Source organism: uncultured Campylobacter sp. (genome assembly GCF_937890585.1).
GTDB lineage: Bacteria > Campylobacterota > Campylobacteria > Campylobacterales > Campylobacteraceae > Campylobacter_A.
The window spans coordinates 1-18657 of the sequence record NZ_CALACG010000104.1; the positions used below are offsets into that span (position 1 = coordinate 1).

Annotated in this window: 17 protein-coding genes; 13 read left to right on the forward strand and 4 right to left on the reverse strand. The window is 41.3% G+C overall.

The genetic code is table 11. The annotated features are described in order from the left end of the window. The 8 genes from Q0296_RS02885 to Q0296_RS02920 all read left to right on the forward strand — a co-directional run. Window positions 1-606 (forward strand): uroporphyrinogen-III synthase (locus Q0296_RS02885; protein WP_298036319.1); only part of this gene is annotated, 606 nt, incomplete at its 5' end. 232 nt (window positions 607-838) lie between these two features. After that, the gene (gene purD, locus Q0296_RS02890) at window positions 839-2086 is read left to right on the forward strand and encodes a phosphoribosylamine--glycine ligase (protein ID WP_298036322.1); all 1248 of its coding nucleotides are present in this window, start codon (window positions 839-841) and stop codon (window positions 2084-2086) included. Continuing rightward, the gene (locus Q0296_RS02895; RefSeq protein ID WP_298036324.1) at window positions 2068-2532 is read left to right on the forward strand and encodes an RDD family protein; all 465 of its coding nucleotides are present in this window, start codon (window positions 2068-2070) and stop codon (window positions 2530-2532) included. Before purD ends, Q0296_RS02895 begins: the two co-directional genes overlap by 19 nt. Further along, on the forward strand, window positions 2525-4675 hold the full coding sequence (lptD, locus tag Q0296_RS02900; protein WP_298036326.1) for an LPS assembly protein LptD: 2151 nt from the start codon (window positions 2525-2527) through the stop codon (window positions 4673-4675). Before Q0296_RS02895 ends, lptD begins: the two co-directional genes overlap by 8 nt. A gap of 11 nt (window positions 4676-4686) precedes the next feature. Beyond that, a complete protein-coding gene (locus Q0296_RS02905; RefSeq protein WP_298036329.1) occupies window positions 4687-5385 on the forward strand; it encodes a sodium:proton antiporter in 699 nt (232 codons plus the stop codon). Beyond that, window positions 5375-7573, forward strand: coding sequence for a polyribonucleotide nucleotidyltransferase (locus Q0296_RS02910; protein ID WP_298036332.1), 2199 nt, complete (start codon window positions 5375-5377; stop codon window positions 7571-7573). The genes Q0296_RS02905 and Q0296_RS02910 overlap by 11 nt, the downstream gene beginning before the upstream one ends. 17 nt (window positions 7574-7590) lie before the next feature. Then, window positions 7591-8442, forward strand: a complete 852-nt coding sequence (locus tag Q0296_RS02915) for a universal stress protein (protein WP_298036335.1) — start codon at window positions 7591-7593, stop codon at window positions 8440-8442. Between the two features lie 101 nt (window positions 8443-8543). Beyond that, window positions 8544-9632: a WG repeat-containing protein gene (locus tag Q0296_RS02920; RefSeq protein WP_298036338.1), complete on the forward strand. Its 1089-nt coding sequence runs from the start codon at window positions 8544-8546 to the stop codon at window positions 9630-9632. A 2-nt stretch (window positions 9633-9634) separates the two neighbouring features. On the opposite strand, the gene Q0296_RS02925 is transcribed toward Q0296_RS02920, so the two are convergent. The 3 genes from Q0296_RS02925 to Q0296_RS02935 are packed head-to-tail and all read right to left on the reverse strand — an operon-like array spanning window position 9635 to window position 12515. Next, complete coding sequence (locus Q0296_RS02925; protein WP_298036340.1) at window positions 9635-10831, reverse strand: MFS transporter; 1197 nt, start codon at window positions 10829-10831, stop codon at window positions 9635-9637. 1 nt (window position 10832) lies between these two features. Then, the gene (locus tag Q0296_RS02930) at window positions 10833-12038 is read right to left on the reverse strand and encodes a copper resistance protein NlpE (RefSeq protein ID WP_298036342.1); all 1206 of its coding nucleotides are present in this window, start codon (window positions 12036-12038) and stop codon (window positions 10833-10835) included. 48 nt (window positions 12039-12086) lie between these two features. Continuing rightward, window positions 12087-12515, reverse strand: coding sequence for a copper resistance protein NlpE (locus Q0296_RS02935; protein ID WP_087582655.1), 429 nt, complete (start codon window positions 12513-12515; stop codon window positions 12087-12089). An 82-nt stretch (window positions 12516-12597) separates the two neighbouring features. On the opposite strand from Q0296_RS02935, the gene Q0296_RS02940 reads away from it, so the two are divergent. Both Q0296_RS02940 and Q0296_RS02945 read left to right on the forward strand, forming a co-directional pair. Then, a complete protein-coding gene (locus tag Q0296_RS02940) occupies window positions 12598-13512 on the forward strand; it encodes a stomatin-like protein (protein ID WP_009294606.1) in 915 nt (304 codons plus the stop codon). After that, window positions 13509-13901 carry a nodulation protein NfeD gene (locus Q0296_RS02945; protein ID WP_298036349.1) on the forward strand — a complete coding sequence of 131 codons (393 nt, stop codon included), beginning with the start codon at window positions 13509-13511 and terminating at the stop codon, window positions 13899-13901. Before Q0296_RS02940 ends, Q0296_RS02945 begins: the two co-directional genes overlap by 4 nt. Window positions 13902-13921: 20 nt before the next feature. Here Q0296_RS02945 and Q0296_RS02950 read toward each other — a convergent pair whose 3' ends face one another. After that, entirely contained in the window at window positions 13922-14134 is a 213-nt protein-coding gene (locus Q0296_RS02950; RefSeq protein WP_103585611.1) for a hypothetical protein, read from the reverse strand. A gap of 132 nt (window positions 14135-14266) precedes the next feature. On the opposite strand from Q0296_RS02950, the gene Q0296_RS02955 reads away from it, so the two are divergent. The 3 genes from Q0296_RS02955 to recG are packed head-to-tail and all read left to right on the forward strand — an operon-like array spanning window position 14267 to window position 18353. Next, window positions 14267-15313 carry a dehypoxanthine futalosine cyclase gene (locus Q0296_RS02955; protein WP_298036353.1) on the forward strand — a complete coding sequence of 349 codons (1047 nt, stop codon included), beginning with the start codon at window positions 14267-14269 and terminating at the stop codon, window positions 15311-15313. Next, a complete protein-coding gene (locus Q0296_RS02960) occupies window positions 15314-16543 on the forward strand; it encodes a pitrilysin family protein (protein WP_298036356.1) in 1230 nt (409 codons plus the stop codon). After that, window positions 16533-18353, forward strand: a complete 1821-nt coding sequence (gene recG, locus Q0296_RS02965; protein ID WP_298036359.1) for an ATP-dependent DNA helicase RecG — start codon at window positions 16533-16535, stop codon at window positions 18351-18353. Before Q0296_RS02960 ends, recG begins: the two co-directional genes overlap by 11 nt. The last annotated feature ends 304 nt before the right edge of the window (window positions 18354-18657 follow it).

An 18657-nucleotide genomic window follows, 5' to 3' on the forward strand; every position in this document is an offset into this window, starting at 1 on the left:
ACTGATGAGAGCGTTATAAATTTAAGCGTTAGTAAGATCGAGTTTTTGAAATTTGAGATAAATTTAAGCGAATATGACGCGCTTGTAGCAACCTCAAAAAACGCTTTTAACGCTTTAAAATTTAATGAGATCAGCGCGCTAGAAAATTTACCAGTTTTTGCCATAGCAAGTGGCTGTGCGGCGGCTGCAAAGGGGCTTGGATTTACTCAAATTTACACTGGGCAAAATGCACACGGAGATGACTTTGCGAGAGAAATTTTGCCACTTTTAAAAGGCAAAAAGGTGCTTTATCTAAAAGGTAAAGACAGCGCTTCAAATTTCTTAGAAATTTTACAAGATGGCGGCGTAAATATAAAGGCGATCATCGCTTACGAAAACGTCTTAAACCCTTGCAAAATGGAGCTAAAACCACCAAAAAATAGCATTTTGATATTTGCATCTCCGATAAATGTGAGAAATTTTCTTAGTAATTTTGGCTGGGACGAGAGCTACCAGACGATAAGCATCGGAAAGGTCACTGCAAAAGAGCTAAAATTTACCACGCCAATAGTGAGCCAAAACCAAGATATAAACGCTTGTATCGCACTTGCCAAAACGTTACTTTAAGCAAAAAATTTATATAATTTCTAAGCCTGAGTGAAGCGAGTCAGCATTTTACGGGGTCCAACACTTTTTTGTTAGCGAAAAGGTATGGGTGCCTTGCGATGTGGCTTCGTTTGAGCCTTAAACAGCGAGAAGTTGCAACCTTTTGGTATCCATCTATTTGCAAGATTGGCTTTGTTTATGGGCCACTCTTCTATGCGACGCCCACTTGGGTTTTTAAATTTACGGAGATAATATGAACATTCTCATAATAGGAAGTGGTGGCCGCGAATACGCCATTGCTCTTAAGCTAAAAAGTGAAAAAAACGATATAAATTTATACTTTGCGCCTGGAAATGGTGCGACCTCACGCCTTGGCGAGAATTTAAACATAAAAGACTTTCATGAACTAGCAAATTTTGCCAAAAAAAATAGTATCGAACTAACTATCGTGGGACCTGAAGCGCCTCTTAGCGAAGGCGTGGTGGATATCTTTAAAGAAGAGGGCCTGCTCATCTTTGGACCAAGCAAAGCAGCTGCTAGACTTGAGGCTAGCAAGGCCTATATGAAGGACTTTTTAGCTAGAAATAATATAAAAACTGCAAAATATTTAAATACAAACGATAAAGAAAAAGCATTTAAATTTATTGATACCCTAAGCGCTCCGATGGTCGTAAAGGCTGATGGACTTTGCGCTGGAAAAGGCGTGATCATAGCAAATTCTAAAGAGGAGGCCAAAGAGGCAGTTAGCGGCATGCTAAGCGGAGCTAGCTTTGGTGATGCTGGTAAATTTGTGGTGGTTGAAGAGTTTTTGGACGGCTTTGAGCTAAGCTTTTTTGCTATTTGTGACGGCGAAAATTTCGTAAGCTTGCCAGTGGCGCAAGACCACAAGCGCTTACTTGATAACGACGAGGGTCCAAATACTGGTGGTATGGGTGCATATGCTCCAAGTCCGCTTGCTTCAAGTGAGCTAGTAAAAAGGGTCGAAGAAGAGGTGGTAAAACCTACGTTAAAAGGGATGAAAAACGAGGGCAGTCCGTTTTGTGGAGTGCTTTTTGTTGGGCTGATGATCGTGAAAAATGAGCCTTATGTGCTTGAATTTAACGTGAGATTTGGCGATCCTGAGTGCGAGGTCTTGATGCCTTTGATAGATGGAAATTTGAGTGAAATTTTACTAAATGCTGCAAAAGGCGAGCTAAAGCTTATCAGCTTAAAAGATGAATTTGCAGTAGGTGTCGTAATGTCTAGCAAAAACTATCCTTATAAAAGCAGCCCAAAGGCTAAAATTTCTGTTTTAAATGATGTAAAAAATGCCCATATAGCTTACGCAGGTGTGAGCAAAGAGGGCGATGAAATTTACGCAGATGGCGGTAGAGTGCTAGTCTGCGTGGCGACTGCAAAGAGCATAAAAGAGGCACGTGATAAGGCCTATGAGCTTTGCGAAAATGTCAAATTTGACGGAGCGCACTTTAGAAAAGATATCGCGTGGCAGGCATTAAAATGAGCATGCAGATAGTTGAAAGGCTCGAGAAAGAGGAAATTTCGCTTGCGCCTTTTACAAAAAGAGTGCTAGCCTACTCAGTGGACGAGCTTATCGTTACATTTTTGTTTTTGATCATCTACTGGGACGCATTTGCAGCGATCACGACCTATGACGACGCTAGAAATTTGAGTATAAATTTCTTTTGGCAGATATTTGCTCTAAAGGTCATCTACCACGCATTTTTTGTTTGGTATTATGGCGCAAGCCTCGGACAGATGGTGACAAAAACGATGTGTTTAAATGTAGATGTTTTAGATAGACCAAATTTGGCTTCAAGCATTACTAGAGCGGTATTTAGGGCAGTGAGTGAAGCTTGCTTCTACCTTGGCTTTGCGTGGGCACTCTCAAACCCTGCAAGGCAGACGTGGCAAGACAAAATAGCAAAAACAGTGGTGATAAATGCATAAAATTTTATTTTTAGTTCCGGTTTGTGTTTTAAATTTAAGTGCAGCAGTGCAAGACGTGCAGCTTTTGGCTGATGATGTGAAGCAAGACAAGGGAATAGTTACGGCAAATAAAAACGTTGTCGTCTACTCTCAAGACTACCTTGTGACGGCTGATTGCGCGGTGTATGACCAAAATAACTCTATCATCGAGCTCTTTGGCAACGTCAATATGATGAAGGGCAAGAGCGAAGTTTCGCGCTCAAACTACGCAAAGCTAAATTTAAAAAACAACGACAGCACCTTTGAGTCGCTTTTTATGATGAATAAAGATATGGAAGTTTGGATGAGGAGCGACGAGAGCAGCTCTGATAGTGAGTATTACAGAGTTAAAAAGGCTATGGTATCAAGCTGCAACGTCCAAGACCCTGACTGGACCATCACTTCAAGCACGGCTATGCTAAATAAAGAGAGTAAATTTCTGCACCTTTTTAACCCAGTCTTTCGCATAGCAAATGTGCCGGTTTTTTACCTGCCATATTTTGGCTTTTCGACTGATACTACAAGAAGGACAGGCCTTTTGCCGCCTGACCTTGGATATAGTAAATCAGAGGGGTTTTACTACAAGCAGCCAGTATATTTTGCCCCTTATAATGAGTGGGACTTCGAGCTTGATCCGCAGATAAGAACGAGCAGGGGAACTGGAATTTACGGGGCGTTTAGATTTACCGAGTCGCCTGATTCTAAAGGTGAGATCAGTTTTGGTATGTTTAGCGACAAGCAAAGATACCGTGACAAGCAAACTAGCAAGACCTCAAACAGTGCCGAGCTAAAAAACAAAACCCACAAAGGTGTTGGGCTAAAATATGAAAGAGATAAGCTTATAAAATATCTAAGCGAGGCTGATCTGCAGGAAGGTATGTGGATCGACGCAACCAAGCTAAATGATATAGACTATCTAAATTTAAAGGGCAGAGACGATGACTATGACTCGCTTGTAACCTCTAAATTTAACTACTTCATCGCAAATGACGATCACTACTTTGGTGCCTATGCGAAATACTACATAGACACCGAGAAAATCGGCTCTAAAAACGAGAACAAAGATACGCTTCAAGAGCTTCCATCGCTTCAGTATCATAAATTTACAAATGATCTATTTTTGCCAAATATCTTGTACTCGCTCGACCTTCAGTCACATAGATATGATAGAAAGATCGGCGTAAAGGCGACGCAGTATGAATTTACGCTGCCAGCTTCGGTGCATGTGCCGCTATTTGATGAGAGCCTAACGTTTTCATTTTACGAGTATCTCTACGCATCAAGGATAAACTACGACAACAAGATCATTGCGCTTGATGACACAAGAGAAGATAAGCACACAAATTTTATAAACAACTATCATAAATTTACCCTTCACACAGACCTTGCAAAGGCCTATGAGAGCTTTTATCACACTCTAAATTTTGGTGCAGAGTACTTGCTGCCAGGATATAGAAAGGGAAATTTGGACGATGAGTTTATCTACGACAAATATCTAAATGAGTATGAAAATTTCCTAGCTCAAGAGCAGAGCAAAGAGGAAGTTTCTGGATATTTGACGCAGTATTTCTTTAATGGCAGTGGCAGAAAGGTCTTAAAACACAGCATTTCTCAAGGATACTATACAAAAGAGGATGAGTATTCAAATTTAAAAAATGCGATCTATCTATATCCATTTGAAAATTTAAGCCTTTATAACAAGCTCGAGTATTCGCACAGAGATAAAGAATTTAAAAAGCTTCAAAGCGGTTTTTCATATACGCATGATAGATTTTGGATAAATATGCTTCATACTATGAAGAAAAACGAGACTAGCGAAAAAGATAGCTACTTTACAAGTAGTGCTGGCGTCAAACTACCACACCAATATAGCGTGATCGGCGGCTGGCAATACGACCTTGAAAGGAGCTATACAAAGAGCTGGAGAGTTGGCCTACTACATCATAGAAAGTGCTGGAACTACGGCCTTATCTATCAAAGAGATATCGAGCCAACAACAACGACAAGCGGTTCTGCTTCGACTAAGTCAAATGGCGTCTATTTTACTATCAGCTTTTACCCAATGGGTGGCTTGCACTATGACTTCTCGCAAAGCAGCAGTACAAGCTCTTCAAGCGAAAACTAAGATGGCAGATAATGGCGATAGTTAAATTTAAAGACCAACTTGACGCAGCCAGCAAGCTTATCGAGATCTTGCCTAAAAAGGAGCTTGCAGATAGAAAGACTATCGTTGTTTGCATGTCGCTTGAGTCGGTTATCTTAACAGATGTGGTTTGCAAGGGGTTAAATTTAAGCTATGAGATGCTCTTTAGCGAGCCAATACCTGCGCCAAATAACAACGAGTGTGACGTCGCGATAGTTAGCGAGACAGAGGATATCGTGCTAAATGATCCTTTGATAAAGGCCTTTGGCATAAGCTACGACTACATCTACGGCGAAGCGCATAGACAATATGAAGAGAAAATTTTAAAAAACGTTTATAAATACCGAAAAGGAAATTTGATAGGAGAGTTAAAGGACAAAAATATTTTACTGATCGATGAGGGGTGTGAGACAGGCATGACAGCGCTCATTTGTATAAAGACATTGCTTGATGTGAAGGTAAAATCCATCTCATACGCAACGCCAGTGATCGCCACTGATGTCTTTGCAAATTTAAATGATATGGTCGATGAAATTTACACGATAAACAAGATCGCTGACTTTATCGATGTGGATTCGTACTACGAGAAAAAGATCGAGACCACGAGCGAGCTTATCATGTCGATATTAGAAGAGAGCCCTCACTATTTACCGTTACAAAAACAACAAGGAGATAAAAATAATGCAATATAGTATAGAAGTAAACAATCAGGTCGAAATTTTTGACCTTAATAAAGTAGCAAAACAAGCTAGTGGAGCGGTGCTTTTAAGGGTGAAAAATACCGTCGTTTTAGCAACTGTTGCAAGAGAAGATGTGCAAGTTGAGGAGGACTTTTTACCTCTAACTGTGCAGTACATCGAAAAGGCCTACGCAGCTGGCAGGATCCCTGGGGGCTACGTCAAGCGCGAGACCAAGCCAGGCGACTTTGAGACGCTAACAGCTCGTATCATAGATAGATCGCTTCGCCCACTTTTCCCAAAAGGCTACGCATACCCAACACAGATCGTTGTTATGGTGCTCTCGGCTGATCCTGAGGTTGATCTGCAAGTTGTTGGGCTAAATGCAGCTTCAGTTGCACTTTATCTTAGTGACATCCCAGTAAATCGCCCAGTCTGCGGTGTGAGAGTTGGCTATATAGATGAAAAATTTGTTATAAACCCAAGCAACTCTGAGCTAAAACAAAGCGCGATCGACCTATATGTGGCTGGCACAAAAGATGAGCTTTTGATGATCGAGATGAGAAGCTTGCCTCAGCAAACTACGCAGCTCATACCGATGGTAGCGATAGAGCCGATGATAGATCCAAGCCTAAGCGATAGCATGGCGCAAAAGCAAGTGATGAATGAATTTAGTGAAGATAAGATGGTTGAGGCGATCGACTTTGCTGGCAAGGCTATACTAAGAGCTAGTAGCGCTTACGAAGAGGCGTTTAAAGAGCATAAAAAAGAAGACGCCGCACTTGAGCTAAAACCTGAGATAGAAAACGAAAATATCGCTATTTACATCGATAAATTTTATAAAGCAGAGGTTAAAAATGCGATCAATCAAATGGCAAAGAGCGAGCGTGCAAGCGAGCTTGGCAAGATCGCTAAACAAATTTCAAGCGATGAGGTAGCTCAAAAAGAGGGCTGGGACGAGGCTGTTATCTCAAATGTACTTGGTAAATATAAAAAGAAAATAGTAAGAGAGCAGATCATAAACGAGGGCGTTAGAGCCGACGGACGCGGGCTTGAAGAGGTTAGACCTATTAGCATCGAGACAAATGTCCTTCCAAACGCTCATGGCTCATGCCTCTTTACAAGAGGGCAAACCCAAGCGCTAGTTGTCGCCACACTTGGCACAGATAGCGACGCTCAGATGTATGATATCCTTACTGAAAAAGCTCCTTTGGTTGAGAAATTTATGTTTAACTACAATTTCCCAGGCTTTAGCGTAGGCGAAGCAAGCCCACTTAAAGCTCCAGGCAGGCGTGAGCTTGGACATGGAAATTTAGCCAAACGCGCCCTTGCACCAAGTATCGATCTAGCTTCTCCATATACGATAAGAGTTGTTTCAGAAATTTTAGAGAGCAACGGTTCAAGCTCGATGGCTAGTGTTTGCGGTGGTTCACTCGCACTTAGAGCTGCTGGGGTCAATACCCAAAAACTAGTTGCAGGTGTTGCTATGGGTCTTATATTTGAAGGCGATAAGCACGCAGTTTTAACTGACATCATGGGACTTGAAGACCACGACGGCGATATGGACTTTAAAGTTGCTGGCACAAGTGATGGCATCACAGCGCTTCAGATGGACATCAAGCTTGGAGGCATCAGCCTAGAGGTGCTAAAAGAGGCGCTTTGTCAAGCAAAACGCGGCAGAGAGCACATCCTTGCTCTAATGACACAGGCTGATAAAAATATAGAGATAAACGAAGATGTATTGCCAAAACTTGAACTATTTAACGTCGATCCAAGCAAGATCGTAGATATCATCGGTCAAGCTGGCAAGACTATAAAAGAGATCATCGAGAAATTTGAAGTTTCGATCGACCTTGATAGAGAAAAAGGCGAGGTTAAAATCGCAGGTGGCGCTAAGAAAAATGTCGATGCAGCAAAAGACTACATCATCTCGATCACTTCAAAAGAGAACTCTCGCTCATTTGGCAAAAAGCCGTTTAAACATGACAAAGATCGTGTCAAACCGACATTTAACATAGGCGATGAATTTACAGGAAGCGTAAAAAGCGTGGTTGATTTTGGCGTATTTATCGAGCTAAAAGACGGAGTTGACGGGCTACTTCATATCTCAAAGATAAAGAGCCCATTAAACGTAGGCGATCAGGTAAAAGTGTGTGTGAGCGAGCAAAAAGGAAATAAAATTTCGCTCTCTTTGGTTGAATAAATTTTAAAGGATAGATGATGAAATACAAAAAGTTGCTTTTCCCAATAGGAGCAGGAGAAGATATCGAGCCAAGAATTTATGGTGCTCTAAAAGTCGCGCAGTGGTTTAACACTCATATGGAAATTTTAACTTGCCAGCTTGACCCAAGCGTGGTTTACAACATGAAAATGACACTTCGTGGCGGAGTGCTTTTTGAGGAATTTCTAAAATCAGCCAAAACAGAGCTTGCCGTAGAGCATGAAGAAAACGAGAAAATTTTTAATAAAATTTGCTCAGAGCTTGGCATAAAGGTGACTAGCGATGTTATCGAAGATGTCTGCACTGCAAATTTCACTATCCATAGCGGAAAGAGAAGCGCCATAGTTGAGCAAGAGAGTAAATTCTGCGATCTAGTCGTAGCTGCTGTGCCGCTTGATGGCAAGATCACAGGTACATTTGAAGCTGCGGTTATAAAAAGCGGCAAAAATGCGATCGTGATCCCTAGAAAGATGCGTGAATTTAAGGCTGATAACATCCTTGTAAGCTGGACTGGCACTACCCAAAACGCAAGAGCTATAACAGGAGCGATCGATCTTTTGAAAAAGGCAAAAAGCGTTCAGTGCATCACCTCAAAAGCTAGCCTTGGCGAGAATACTGAGCTAAGCCTTAAAAAGCTTGAAGAGTACTTCAAAGTGCATGGCATCTCTGCGACCTTTGACGTCATCGCTACTACGACGATACCAGGCGAGGCGCTCTTAAAGGCGGCAAATGATAGAAATATCGACCTTATCGTAGCTGGCAGACACGGCGAAAACGGACTTATGGAGATGGTGCTTGGCGGAACGTCAAGATTTTTCTTACAACACACACATATCCCAGTATTTTTATAAAATCGCAAGGGCTTAGGCTCTTGCACTCTCTCTTTTTATCTTAAATTTAGTAGTTTTTTTTAAGGAATGTTGATAAAATAGTCTCAAAAAAGGCGGTAAAAATGAAGCAGGCTTACGAGGTTGTTGGCGAGTTTAAAGAGGGCCTAGCTAGGATCAAAAAATTTGGAGCTTATGGCTTTATAAACGAAGTAGGCGAGCAGGTTATTGCATGCAATTTTAGCGATGCGAGCGACTTTTGTGAAGGGCTGGCTAGAGTTAAGAAATTTGGCAAATTTGGCTTTATAGATAAAAATGGCGAGCAGGTGACCAGGTGTAAATTTGACGATGCGAGCGACTTTTGTAACGGCCTTGCAATGGTTAAGGTAAATGGCAAAAGCTTTGAGATAGACACTAGTGGCAAAGAGCCTAATGCCAGTGAGAGTAGCGATTTTGACGTTGTTGGTCTTAAAAAAGATGAGCCTAAAAATAATGTAGAAATTTCAAAAGATAGTGTTAAAGTAGTCATTGACGGCGACAACAAAGTAGAGATCCCTATAAAATTTGATGATGTCAAAAGTACGACCGTGGTTAAAAATATGGTTGAGATAGGTGGCAAATGGCATGAGATAGAGGCAAATAGTGGCAGCGTCAATGCAAAGAGCGAGTTTTTCGACAAGGATAACAATAAGATCGTGCCATCAGAAGATGGGGCATTTGTGATAAATGATGGCGATAATAAAATAGAAATTTCAACAGATGGTGGCTCAGTATTTATCGGTGGTGATAAAAAAATAGAAATTCCGCTAGAGCCAAGCGATCTTAGGGTCTTTAAAGAGGGCTCAACTGTCGTTAAAAACATGGTTAAGATAAATGGCAAATGGCAAGATATGGGCGGCGAGGAGAAATTTAGCCAAAATGATATCAAAGTAGTGCCGCTAAAAGATGGAAATTTTATGGTGGAGGATAGTAACGGCGGGAAGGTAGAAATTTCAAAAAATGGTAGCGCAATAGTTAAAGAGAGCTACAAAAATCAAAATTTAGCACATCCAAGCGGCAACGTGACTTTAAAAAAGGGCTACATTAAGCCTAAAAAAGTTAGGGACTGGTTTATTGAGAAGAAAAAAGAGAGTGATGAGGGCTTTACTATCACAGGCACACTCGGTATTGTCTATAATATACTTAAATTTATCATACGCCTTTTTAAAAGGTAAATTTACTTTATCTTATAGTTTTTAAATACTATGCGGTAGTAGATCGCTCCAACGAAAAAGAGGCTTCCCATGAAGGCTGCGATCATCTCCACGCTTAGTCCAAGCTCGTATAAAAAGCCGATCGCAAATGAGATAAGCGCGCTAAATCCAAGAAAAACCATATCATTATACGCGATCACTCTGCCGTAAAACTCTTTTTGGCAGTTTTGCTGAAGTAACGTGTAGGTGTAGCTCCAAAGGCTTGACGTGCAAAATCCAGCAAAGATGATGCCAATTAGCGAGAGATAAAAATTCTGCAAAGAGAGCGCCCAGATGATGATGCCAACTCCTTGACCGATGTAAATGTAGATGAGCGTTTTTTTATTTATAAATTTACTAAGCAAGGCTGGCGCAAACATAAGCGAGATCGACCTTGAGGCGTTTAATAGGCCAATAACTAGCGAGGTTGAGAGTAAATTTGCGTATTTATAATCGGCTAGAAGCGCGATCAACGCGTCATAAGCTGTGATGCCAACAAAGGCGTGCAAAAATATAAGATGCACGATGAGCCTATTTTCTTTTAGATATTTAAGCCCATTTTTTAGCATTTTTAGAGGTTTTTCTATAAATTCTGGCTTTAGCTCGTCTAGCTTTAAAAAATATAAAAAGCCAAAACTGCAAAGGTAAAGAGCTCCGTCAAGCAAAAATGCGCTTTTGATGCCAAAAAAGTGTATATAAACGCCTGCAAGTCCCATGCCAGCGGTGTATGAGACAGCCCAGATGATCGAGTGGATCTCGTTTGCAAGCTTTAGGCTCTCTTTACTTAAAATTTTTGGCAGCACGCTCATCTCGACTTGAAAATACATCCCGCCAACGCCGTTTCTAATAAAAATGATAAGCAAAAGTAGCCATAAAAAATCAAGTGAGTTTATAAAAAGCAGCATAAAAACGCTTATGGTTTCAACCGACATCATGATCACAAGCATAGGTTTTGGGCTAAATTTATCCACCAAAATGCCACTAAATGGAGCGATGACAACACCTGGGATAAATGCCATCGCCGCACTTAGCGTGAGCGCCCAAACAGGAGCGTCAAGCGAGATAAGTAGCGTAAAGATGCCAGTGTGCGAGAACCACACACCAAAGTAGCACATGAGCTGGATGATGCTTAAAAGGCGGAAATTTCTCTCATCCTTTAAAAGCTTAAGATACTCTTTCAAACTACTGGTTCCACATCAGAGTTATCTGCTCTATTTGCGCCTCGTCTGGTATCTGGCTTAAGTTTGTTATCTCTTGTGCGAGCGGATTTTTAAGCTTTATGAGCATATCGTGGCTGTTTATTTTTAGATAGATATTGTTTGCGTCGCTTTGAAATTTAGAGATGACAAGTGCGTTTTTTATATCTTTGAAATTTGACTTTAGGCTGATGTTTTCTGGAGTTTTAAACTCATTTGAGTAAATTTCGATGCTTGTAATGATGCCATTTAGCAAGGTGTATTCAAAAATTCTCTCGTTTTTACTTGTGACGATGTAGCTATTTTCTTTTTTTGTATTGTCTCTTTTTATGTTTTTTGCGCCATAAAATTTCATCACATCAGCATTTGCTGACTCGTTTGTAAGTTTTGCAAAAAAGCCCTTGCCAAAGAGGCTAGATCTGCCTTTTTCTCTTTTGTAGTGTCCGCTTATGTGAGCATTTTTGCAAATTTTATTGTTTGCGATTATGAAGATGTCGTTAGCGGTTTTATGCACGCTTAAAGCCACGCCTTTTTCATCCAAAAGGTAAAAAATGCCCTTGTCATAAAGCAGCTCTGAGTTAAATTTACAAAGTGGCGAGCCATCTTTTAGCGATGAGTAAAAGCTTATCTTTGCGCCGTTTTTGCTAGGCACAAGCACAAGCTCTAAAAAGCCATTTTTGTCTTTAAATTTAGAAAATCTAGCAAAAAAACTATCTTTATAAGCCTTATTTACTGGCTCGTAGTTATAAATTTGAGCTAGCACGCCAACTCGCTTATTTTTCTTATCATCAAGCTGAAGAAGTGAGTTTTTGTTTGGCACAAAGTAGCTAAGTGTGCCACTTTCATCTTTTAGCACGATAGCGCTCTCATCGACATCGAAAGTGCCGCCTTTTTCTACCAAGGTAGCTGCCTTATCCATCGTAAGCATAGTTTTTGTGTAGGTTTTGTCTTTATTTAGAGTTAAGATAGTCTTTACGCCCTCGCAGTTTGAGCACGGCAGTATGGTGTAAAAGCTGCTGTAGATAGAGTTTGAAAGTATGAGTTTTTCTGGTTTTTTGGGTTTTTCGTCTCTAAGAAGTGGTTTTTCTTCTTTTGATTTTTGTGTTTGTTCTTGATTTTGTGGCTTTAAATTTTCATTTTTCGCGCAGCCAATGATGAAAAATGAGATAAGTATGGCAAAAAGATATTTCATTTGCAACTCCTTAAAAATTGCAAAATTATATCATTTTGCCTTTAAAATTTATTTTACGCGTTTGAAGATGTACTTGTCTTTTAGCTCGCCAGTGACCTCTTTTTGATCCATGTCAAGCATCTTTAGGCTCTCTCCCTCGATCTTATAAAAACTCTTCTCTTTATACTCATCAACTGTTGTGATAACGCCATTTTTGACTGAGTATTTGCCCTTACTAACGGCTTTGTAGTTGTCTTTTGACTTGTAGTTCATCACACTTTCAAATGTGCCGTCTTTTTTAAGCGTAAGGGTTGAGTCTATGCCCATGCAACTAGCGCAAGGTAAAAACGCCTTGTAAGTGCCCTCGATGCTGCTTACTGGAGCCATGCAGCTACCTTTTACTTCACATTTGCCTTGTGGGACGCTCGCGCTTTGGTTTGACGTAGCGCAACCTGCTAAAAGTAGAGCCGCACTTAGTGCAAAGATAAAATTTTTCATGCTGATCCTTTTTAAAAGATAAAATTTAAAAATGTATTATAATACTTAAGAAAATAACAAATTATAAATGAAAGGAGAGAAGATGCAAGTTGAGACATTTGGCGTTTTAGTCGTTGTTTTGGTTATTTTTGCATTTTTGTTTTTAAAAGCTGGCATCAAGATCGTATCGCAAGCAGACAACCTGCTGATAGAGCGTCTTGGTAAATTTCACAAGGTGCTTGACGGGGGATTTCATATCATCATCCCATTTGTCGATCAGATAAGAGCGATCATAACTATAAAAGAGCAGCTTGTTGATATCACAAAACAGCAAGTCATCACAAAAGATAATGTTAATATTAGTGTCGATGGTATCGTCTTTTTAAAGGTATTTGACGCAAAAATGGCGGTTTATAATGTCGATAACTACAAGCGCGCCATTGCAAATTTAGCCATGACAACGCTTCGTGGCGAGATAGGCGCGATGAATCTTGACGATACGCTAAGCTCACGTGACCGCCTAAATGCCGCACTTCAAGTGGCTCTTGGCGACGCAGCTGGCAACTGGGGCGTAAAGATCATGCGTGTGGAAATTTCTGAAATTTCTGTCCCACTTGGCATCGAAGAGGCGATGAATATGCAGATGAAAGCTGAGCGTGAAAAGCGCGCGATCGAGCTAAAGGCCTTGGCTGAAAAAGAGGCGCTAATCCGAAACGCAGAGGCGCTAAAACAAGAAAAAGTGCTTCAAGCAGAGGCGATAGAGCGTATGGCTGATGCGAAAAAATACGAGCAAATCGCCATCGCAACGGCTCAAAAAGAGGCTATGGATATGATAAATGACAGCATGAGCAAAAACGCAAATGCGGCTGAATTTCTTCTCGCTCGTGATAGAGTAGGGGCGTTTAGCGAGCTAGCTAAAAATAGCTCAAAAGATAAAATTTTAGTCCCTTATGAGGCGACTGAGCTAATTGGCTCACTTAGCGTTTTAAAAAATTTCTTAGCTAAGGATAAGGCGTGATAAGTCCTTTTATAATGATAGCCATAGGCGCGCTCTTGTGCGTGGCTGAGCTTATGCTATTTTCGTTTTATCTGCTCTTTTTTGGCGTCGCTTTTATCATTGTTGGGGCGGTAAATTTTGGCTTTAATTTTGAGTGGCCATATCAAATTTTAGGTGTTGCAGCACTTGCCATTATCTTGCTTGTGCTCTTAAAAGCGCCTTTAAAGAGTAAATTTATGGCTAAAAAAGAGAGCTTTAACGAAGAGTTTTTAGATGAGCCAGGCGTTGGCGAGATCAGAGAAAATATGGTCTATTTTAAAGGCACTCTTTGGAAGTATGACGGAGGGCTAAAAAATGGCGAAAAAGTGCAGGTTTTAGGCACTAAAGGCGACAAGGTTATACTAAAATAAAGTGCCATTTGGCACTTTATCTATTTTGCGTGGGCTGGGCAGCCTGCTGGCATTTGCCCATGCATCGCCCCTTGCATGCCGTGATGAGGGCAGCTTGGCATATTTTCTTGCATCATTTTTTGATGATGAGCACATCCGCAACTTGCACCTTGTGGCTTGGCTGGCTTTGGCTCGTTTTTAGCACAACCAACTAAAAATAATCCGCAGATAACGGCAAATATCACCTTTTTCATAACTCTCTCCTTTAAAGAATTTCTCACATTTTAGCCTTTAAAAATTAATTTTTCATAACGCCTGATTTATCATATTTAAAAGCATTTTTGGCTAAACTCTCGCCCAAAAATAAGCAAAATAAAAGGTTAAATTTGAAAAGACTTAGTGTAAATGAAGCCATTGATCTTATAGAAAATGCACCGCTTTACGAGCTTGGCAAGATGGCGCTAGCTAGAAAAAAAGAGCTTCATCCAGAGGGCATAACAACCTTCATCGTAGATCGCAACATCAACTATACAAACGTCTGCTGGGTGGATTGTAAATTTTGCGCATTTTACCGCCACGCAAAAGAGGAAGACGCTTATGTGCTAAGTTTTGAGGAGATAGGCAAGAAGATCGAGGAGCTAATAGCCATTGGCGGCACGCAAATTTTATTTCAAGGTGGCGTTCATCCAAAGCTAAAGATCGAGTGGTACGAGGAGCTTGTCGCCTACATCAGCAAGCACTATCCAAGCATCACGATACATGGCTTTTCTGCCGTTGAGATCGACTACATCGCAAGAGTTTCAAAAATTTCTACAAAAGAGGTCTTAAGACGCCTAAATGAAAAGGGCTTATACTCGATGCCAGGAGCTGGAGCGGAGATTTTAAGTGACAGGGTGCGTGACATCATCGCCCCAAAAAAATGCGACACCGCAGACTGGCTTCGCATACACAAAGAGGCGCACGAACTTGGCATGAAAACGACTGCGACGATGATGTTTGGCACGGTTGAGAGCACTCGTGAGATCGTGGAGCACTGGGAGCACATCAGAAATTTACAAGATGAAACGGCTGGATTTAGGGCATTTATACTTTGGAGCTTTCAAGGGCTAAATACAAAGCTCATGCAAGAATTCCCAGAGATCAAAAAGCAAAGCTCAAACGTCTATCTAAGGCTTCTTGCGGTTTCAAGGCTCTTTTTGGATAACTTTAAAAATATCCAAAGCAGCTGGGTCACGCAGGGCAGCTATGTAGGCCAGCTGGCGCTTCTTTTTGGCGCAAACGACCTTGGTAGCACAATGATGGAGGAAAACGTCGTAAAGGCCGCAGGAGCAAGCTTTAGGATGAATCAAGACCAGATGATCGAGCTTATAAAAGATGTCGGAGAAATCCCAGCTAAGCGCAACACAAACTACGATATTTTGGAGAAATTTTAGATGAAAATTTTAGATATCAATGTAAAAAATGTAAAAATCCCAGTCGTTTTTGAAAGCTCAAAAGCGATGCCAGTAGTGAGCCTGAAGTTAGTTTTTAAAGCAGCTGGTAGCTCACAAAATGGCAAGCTTGCAGGCCTAGCAAGACTTAGTGCAAATTTGCTAAACGAAGGCGATATGAAGTTAGGCTCGGCTAAATTTGCCAAAGAGCTTGAAGTAAGGGCTATCAGCCTAAATGCAAGCTGCGGCTTTGAGACATTTTGCATAGACCTAAACTGCCTAAAAGAGCACTTTGCCTTTGCGTGTGGCAAACTAAAAGAGCTTATAAGCGCTCCAAATTTAACAGAAGAAATTCTAAATAGGTGCAAAACCGTCACACTTGGCGAGATCGCATCAAATGAAAACGACTTTGACTACGTGGCAAGGCAGGGGCTCTTTGAGCTTTTATACCCAAAAAGCGTGCTTTCAGAGCCTAGTATCGGCACTAAAAAGAGCATAAAAGCGATCACGCTTGAAGATGTAAGGAAATTTTTAAATGAGCATTTAGACCTTTCAAATTTGCTTTGCGTGCTTGGTGGCGACATCGACGAGAAGCAGACAAAAGAGCTGGCTAACGTTTTAGAAATTTTAAAACCTGGCAAGGTGCGAAAGCTAGAGCGCTTTAGTCCAAGCGATAAATGCGAAAGCAGCGAGATCATCAGACAAAGCGAGCAGGCATACATCTACTTTGGCGCGCCATTTAACGTAAAACCTGAAGAGAAATACAAGGCCGCAGTGGCGACATTTATTTTAGGCGAGGGCGGCTTTGGCTCGAGGCTCATGGAGGAAATCCGCGTGAAAAGAGGGCTTGCATACAGCGCCTACGCTAGAAATTTGCTAAATCTCTCTTACAGCCAGCTTTACGGCTACATGCAGACAAAAAATGAGAAAAAAGATGAGGCGATCGCCGTTATAAAAGAGGAAATTTTAAAATTTAGTAAAAAAGGCGTTAGCAAAGCTGAGCTTGAGCAGGCGAAGAAATTTTTACTTGGCTCGTTGCCGCTTAGACTTGAGACGCTATTTAAACGCCTTGACATCGCGCAAGGCGAGTTTTACGAACATGGCGAGCTTGGGGCATTTTTAAAGGACCTTGATAAAATTTCAGCCCTTTCGCTAAACGAGCTAAATAGCTTCATAAAAGCCCACGCAGAGATAAACGAGCTAAGTTTTTGCGTCCTAAAAAATGAAATTTGAAGCAAGCGACAGAGCAAAACTTCTAAAAATAGGCGTGCTTAGCCTGCTTGACCTTGCTCTAGTGTTGCCAAAGGGCTTTGAGGATACGATGATCGCTAAGAGCCCAAGAGAAGGGCAGGTCTGCATAAATGTAAAGATCACTTCGCTCGCCTCGCGCCCTGGCATGCTGACAGCACTTGCCTTTTGCGAGCAGTGGCAAAGTAGCGTAAAGATCGTCATTTTTAACGCAAAGTCTTGGCATTACGGCGCTTTTAAGGTCGGCAAAGAGATGGCGATATATGGGCTTTGCTCGCACGCCTTTGGCTCGTGGCAGATAGTAAATCCAAAAATCACCACAAAAATAGGCCAGATCGTGCCTAAATTTAAGACCGAGCTAAAAGACGAAGAGCTAAAAAAACTCATCTTAAAATATCTAAATTTACAAAATTTAATGTCTGAGGGCTTAAATGAAAAAGAAGCTAAATTTCTAGCCGATCTGCAAAGGCTAGATGAGCAAAGCGTGCAAATTTTATACCGCCTAAAAAACGAGGGCGAGGGCATTGAAATTTTAAAATTTGTAGAAATTTTTAACTACATAAAAAAGCTAAGTGCGAAAAAAACCTACTTTAAAAGCCCAAAGATCAAGCTTTTTGACATAAGCTCTTGGCTTAATGGCTTGCCATTTACGCCGACAAATGATCAGCTAAATGCGATAAATGACATCAGAGACGACCTTAGTGCCGTGCAGGCAAAAAGGCGCGTCATAATGGGCGACGTGGGAAGTGGCAAGACGCTTGTTATCCTAGCAGCTGCTCTTAGCGTCTATCCGCAAAGTGCCATTTTGATGGCGCCAACGAGCATCTTAAGCGAGCAAATTTATAATGAAGCAAAGAGGCTTTTGCCGCCTTTTATGAATGTGATGCTCGTGCGAAGCGGGGAGAAAAAGATAGACTTTAGCGGGGCAAATTTGATCGTTGGCACGCATGCACTGCTCTTTCACGAGCTGCCAAACTCGCCGCTTGTTATGGTCGATGAGCAGCACCGCTTTGGCTCAAATCAGCGCAAAAAGATAGAAGAGCTGGCTTCAAGCGAGGACGAGCGAGCAAATTTCGTGCAGTTTTCAGCTACGCCCATACCTAGGACGCTTAGTTTGATCCAGTCTGAGATCGTAAATTTTAGCTTTTTAAAGCAGATGCCGTTTAAGAAAAATATAATGAGCCAAATTTTAGGCGCTAGCGAGTTTGGCTTTTTGCTAACTCACATCAAAAAGCAGCTTGCAGGCGGCTTTCAAGTAGCCATCATCTATCCGCTAGTTGAGAGTAGCGAGAGCTCAAACTACCAAAGTCTAAGCGAGGCGCAGGGCTTTTGGCTAAAGAATTTCAAAAATGTCTTCGTCACGCACGGCAAGGACAAAGAGAAAGAGGAAATTTTAAGGCGGTTTAGAGAAGAGGGCGAAATTTTGCTCTCAACGACGGTTGTTGAGGTCGGTATCTCGCTACCAAGTCTAAATACTATCGTAATCGTGGGCGCTGAGCGGCTAGGGCTTGCCACACTTCATCAGTTGCGCGGTAGAGTGGGGCGAAACGGCGGCGATGGATACTGCTTTTTATTTACCAAGCTAAAAGAGGCGCCAGCTAGACTAAAAGAATTTTGCGCGACAAATGACGGCTTTAAGGTGGCCGAGCTTGATCTGAAAAACCGCCAAAGCGGCGACATACTAAACGGCTTTTTTCAGCACGGAGCGACCTTTAACTTCTATGACTACGAGGACGATATCACGCAGGCTGCAAAGGCTAGGGTGGCTGAGCTTAAAAATAAAGCTCAAATTTGATCTTGTGATTGTGCTAAATTTAGGTAGATGATTGCTTTTGGCTAGGAGGATATAAATTTGCGTCAAATTTATGGCAAGGCTGTTAGTTTTATGCGGTTAAATTTTAATTCCTTGCCAAGACTGATCTTGCTTTTTGCCTTTTTCAATATTGCTATTAATAAAAAGGTTGCTAACAAATCGGTTTAGAACTGCCATATCTAAATTTACCTTACCTAGCAAATTTAACCTTTCGCAAGCTCTTTTTAAAATTTATATGAAATTTGATGTGGCGGGATAAATTTTTTCTTTTTTATCGCTCACTCCC

Bases quoted from the DNA above. Each gene is read 5' to 3' on its own strand.
- Q0296_RS02905 (WP_298036329.1), top strand. From the start codon at position 4,687: ATGGCGATAGTTAAATTTAAAGACCAACTTGACGCAGCCAGCAAGCTT.
- Q0296_RS02950 (WP_103585611.1), bottom strand. From the start codon at position 14,134: ATGAAAAAGGTGATATTTGCCGTTATCTGCGGATTATTTTTAGTTGGT.
- lptD (WP_298036326.1), top strand. From the start codon at position 2,525: ATGCATAAAATTTTATTTTTAGTTCCGGTTTGTGTTTTAAATTTAAGT.
- recG (WP_298036359.1), top strand. From the start codon at position 16,533: ATGAAATTTGAAGCAAGCGACAGAGCAAAACTTCTAAAAATAGGCGTG.
- Q0296_RS02915 (WP_298036335.1), top strand. From the start codon at position 7,591: ATGAAATACAAAAAGTTGCTTTTCCCAATAGGAGCAGGAGAAGATATC.
- Q0296_RS02920 (WP_298036338.1), top strand. From the start codon at position 8,544: ATGAAGCAGGCTTACGAGGTTGTTGGCGAGTTTAAAGAGGGCCTAGCT.
- Q0296_RS02935 (WP_087582655.1), bottom strand. From the start codon at position 12,515: ATGAAAAATTTTATCTTTGCACTAAGTGCGGCTCTACTTTTAGCAGGT.
- Q0296_RS02910 (WP_298036332.1), top strand. From the start codon at position 5,375: ATGCAATATAGTATAGAAGTAAACAATCAGGTCGAAATTTTTGACCTT.
- Q0296_RS02940 (WP_009294606.1), top strand. From the start codon at position 12,598: ATGCAAGTTGAGACATTTGGCGTTTTAGTCGTTGTTTTGGTTATTTTT.
- Q0296_RS02930 (WP_298036342.1), bottom strand. From the start codon at position 12,038: ATGAAATATCTTTTTGCCATACTTATCTCATTTTTCATCATTGGCTGC.
- purD (WP_298036322.1), top strand. From the start codon at position 839: ATGAACATTCTCATAATAGGAAGTGGTGGCCGCGAATACGCCATTGCT.
- Q0296_RS02960 (WP_298036356.1), top strand. From the start codon at position 15,314: ATGAAAATTTTAGATATCAATGTAAAAAATGTAAAAATCCCAGTCGTT.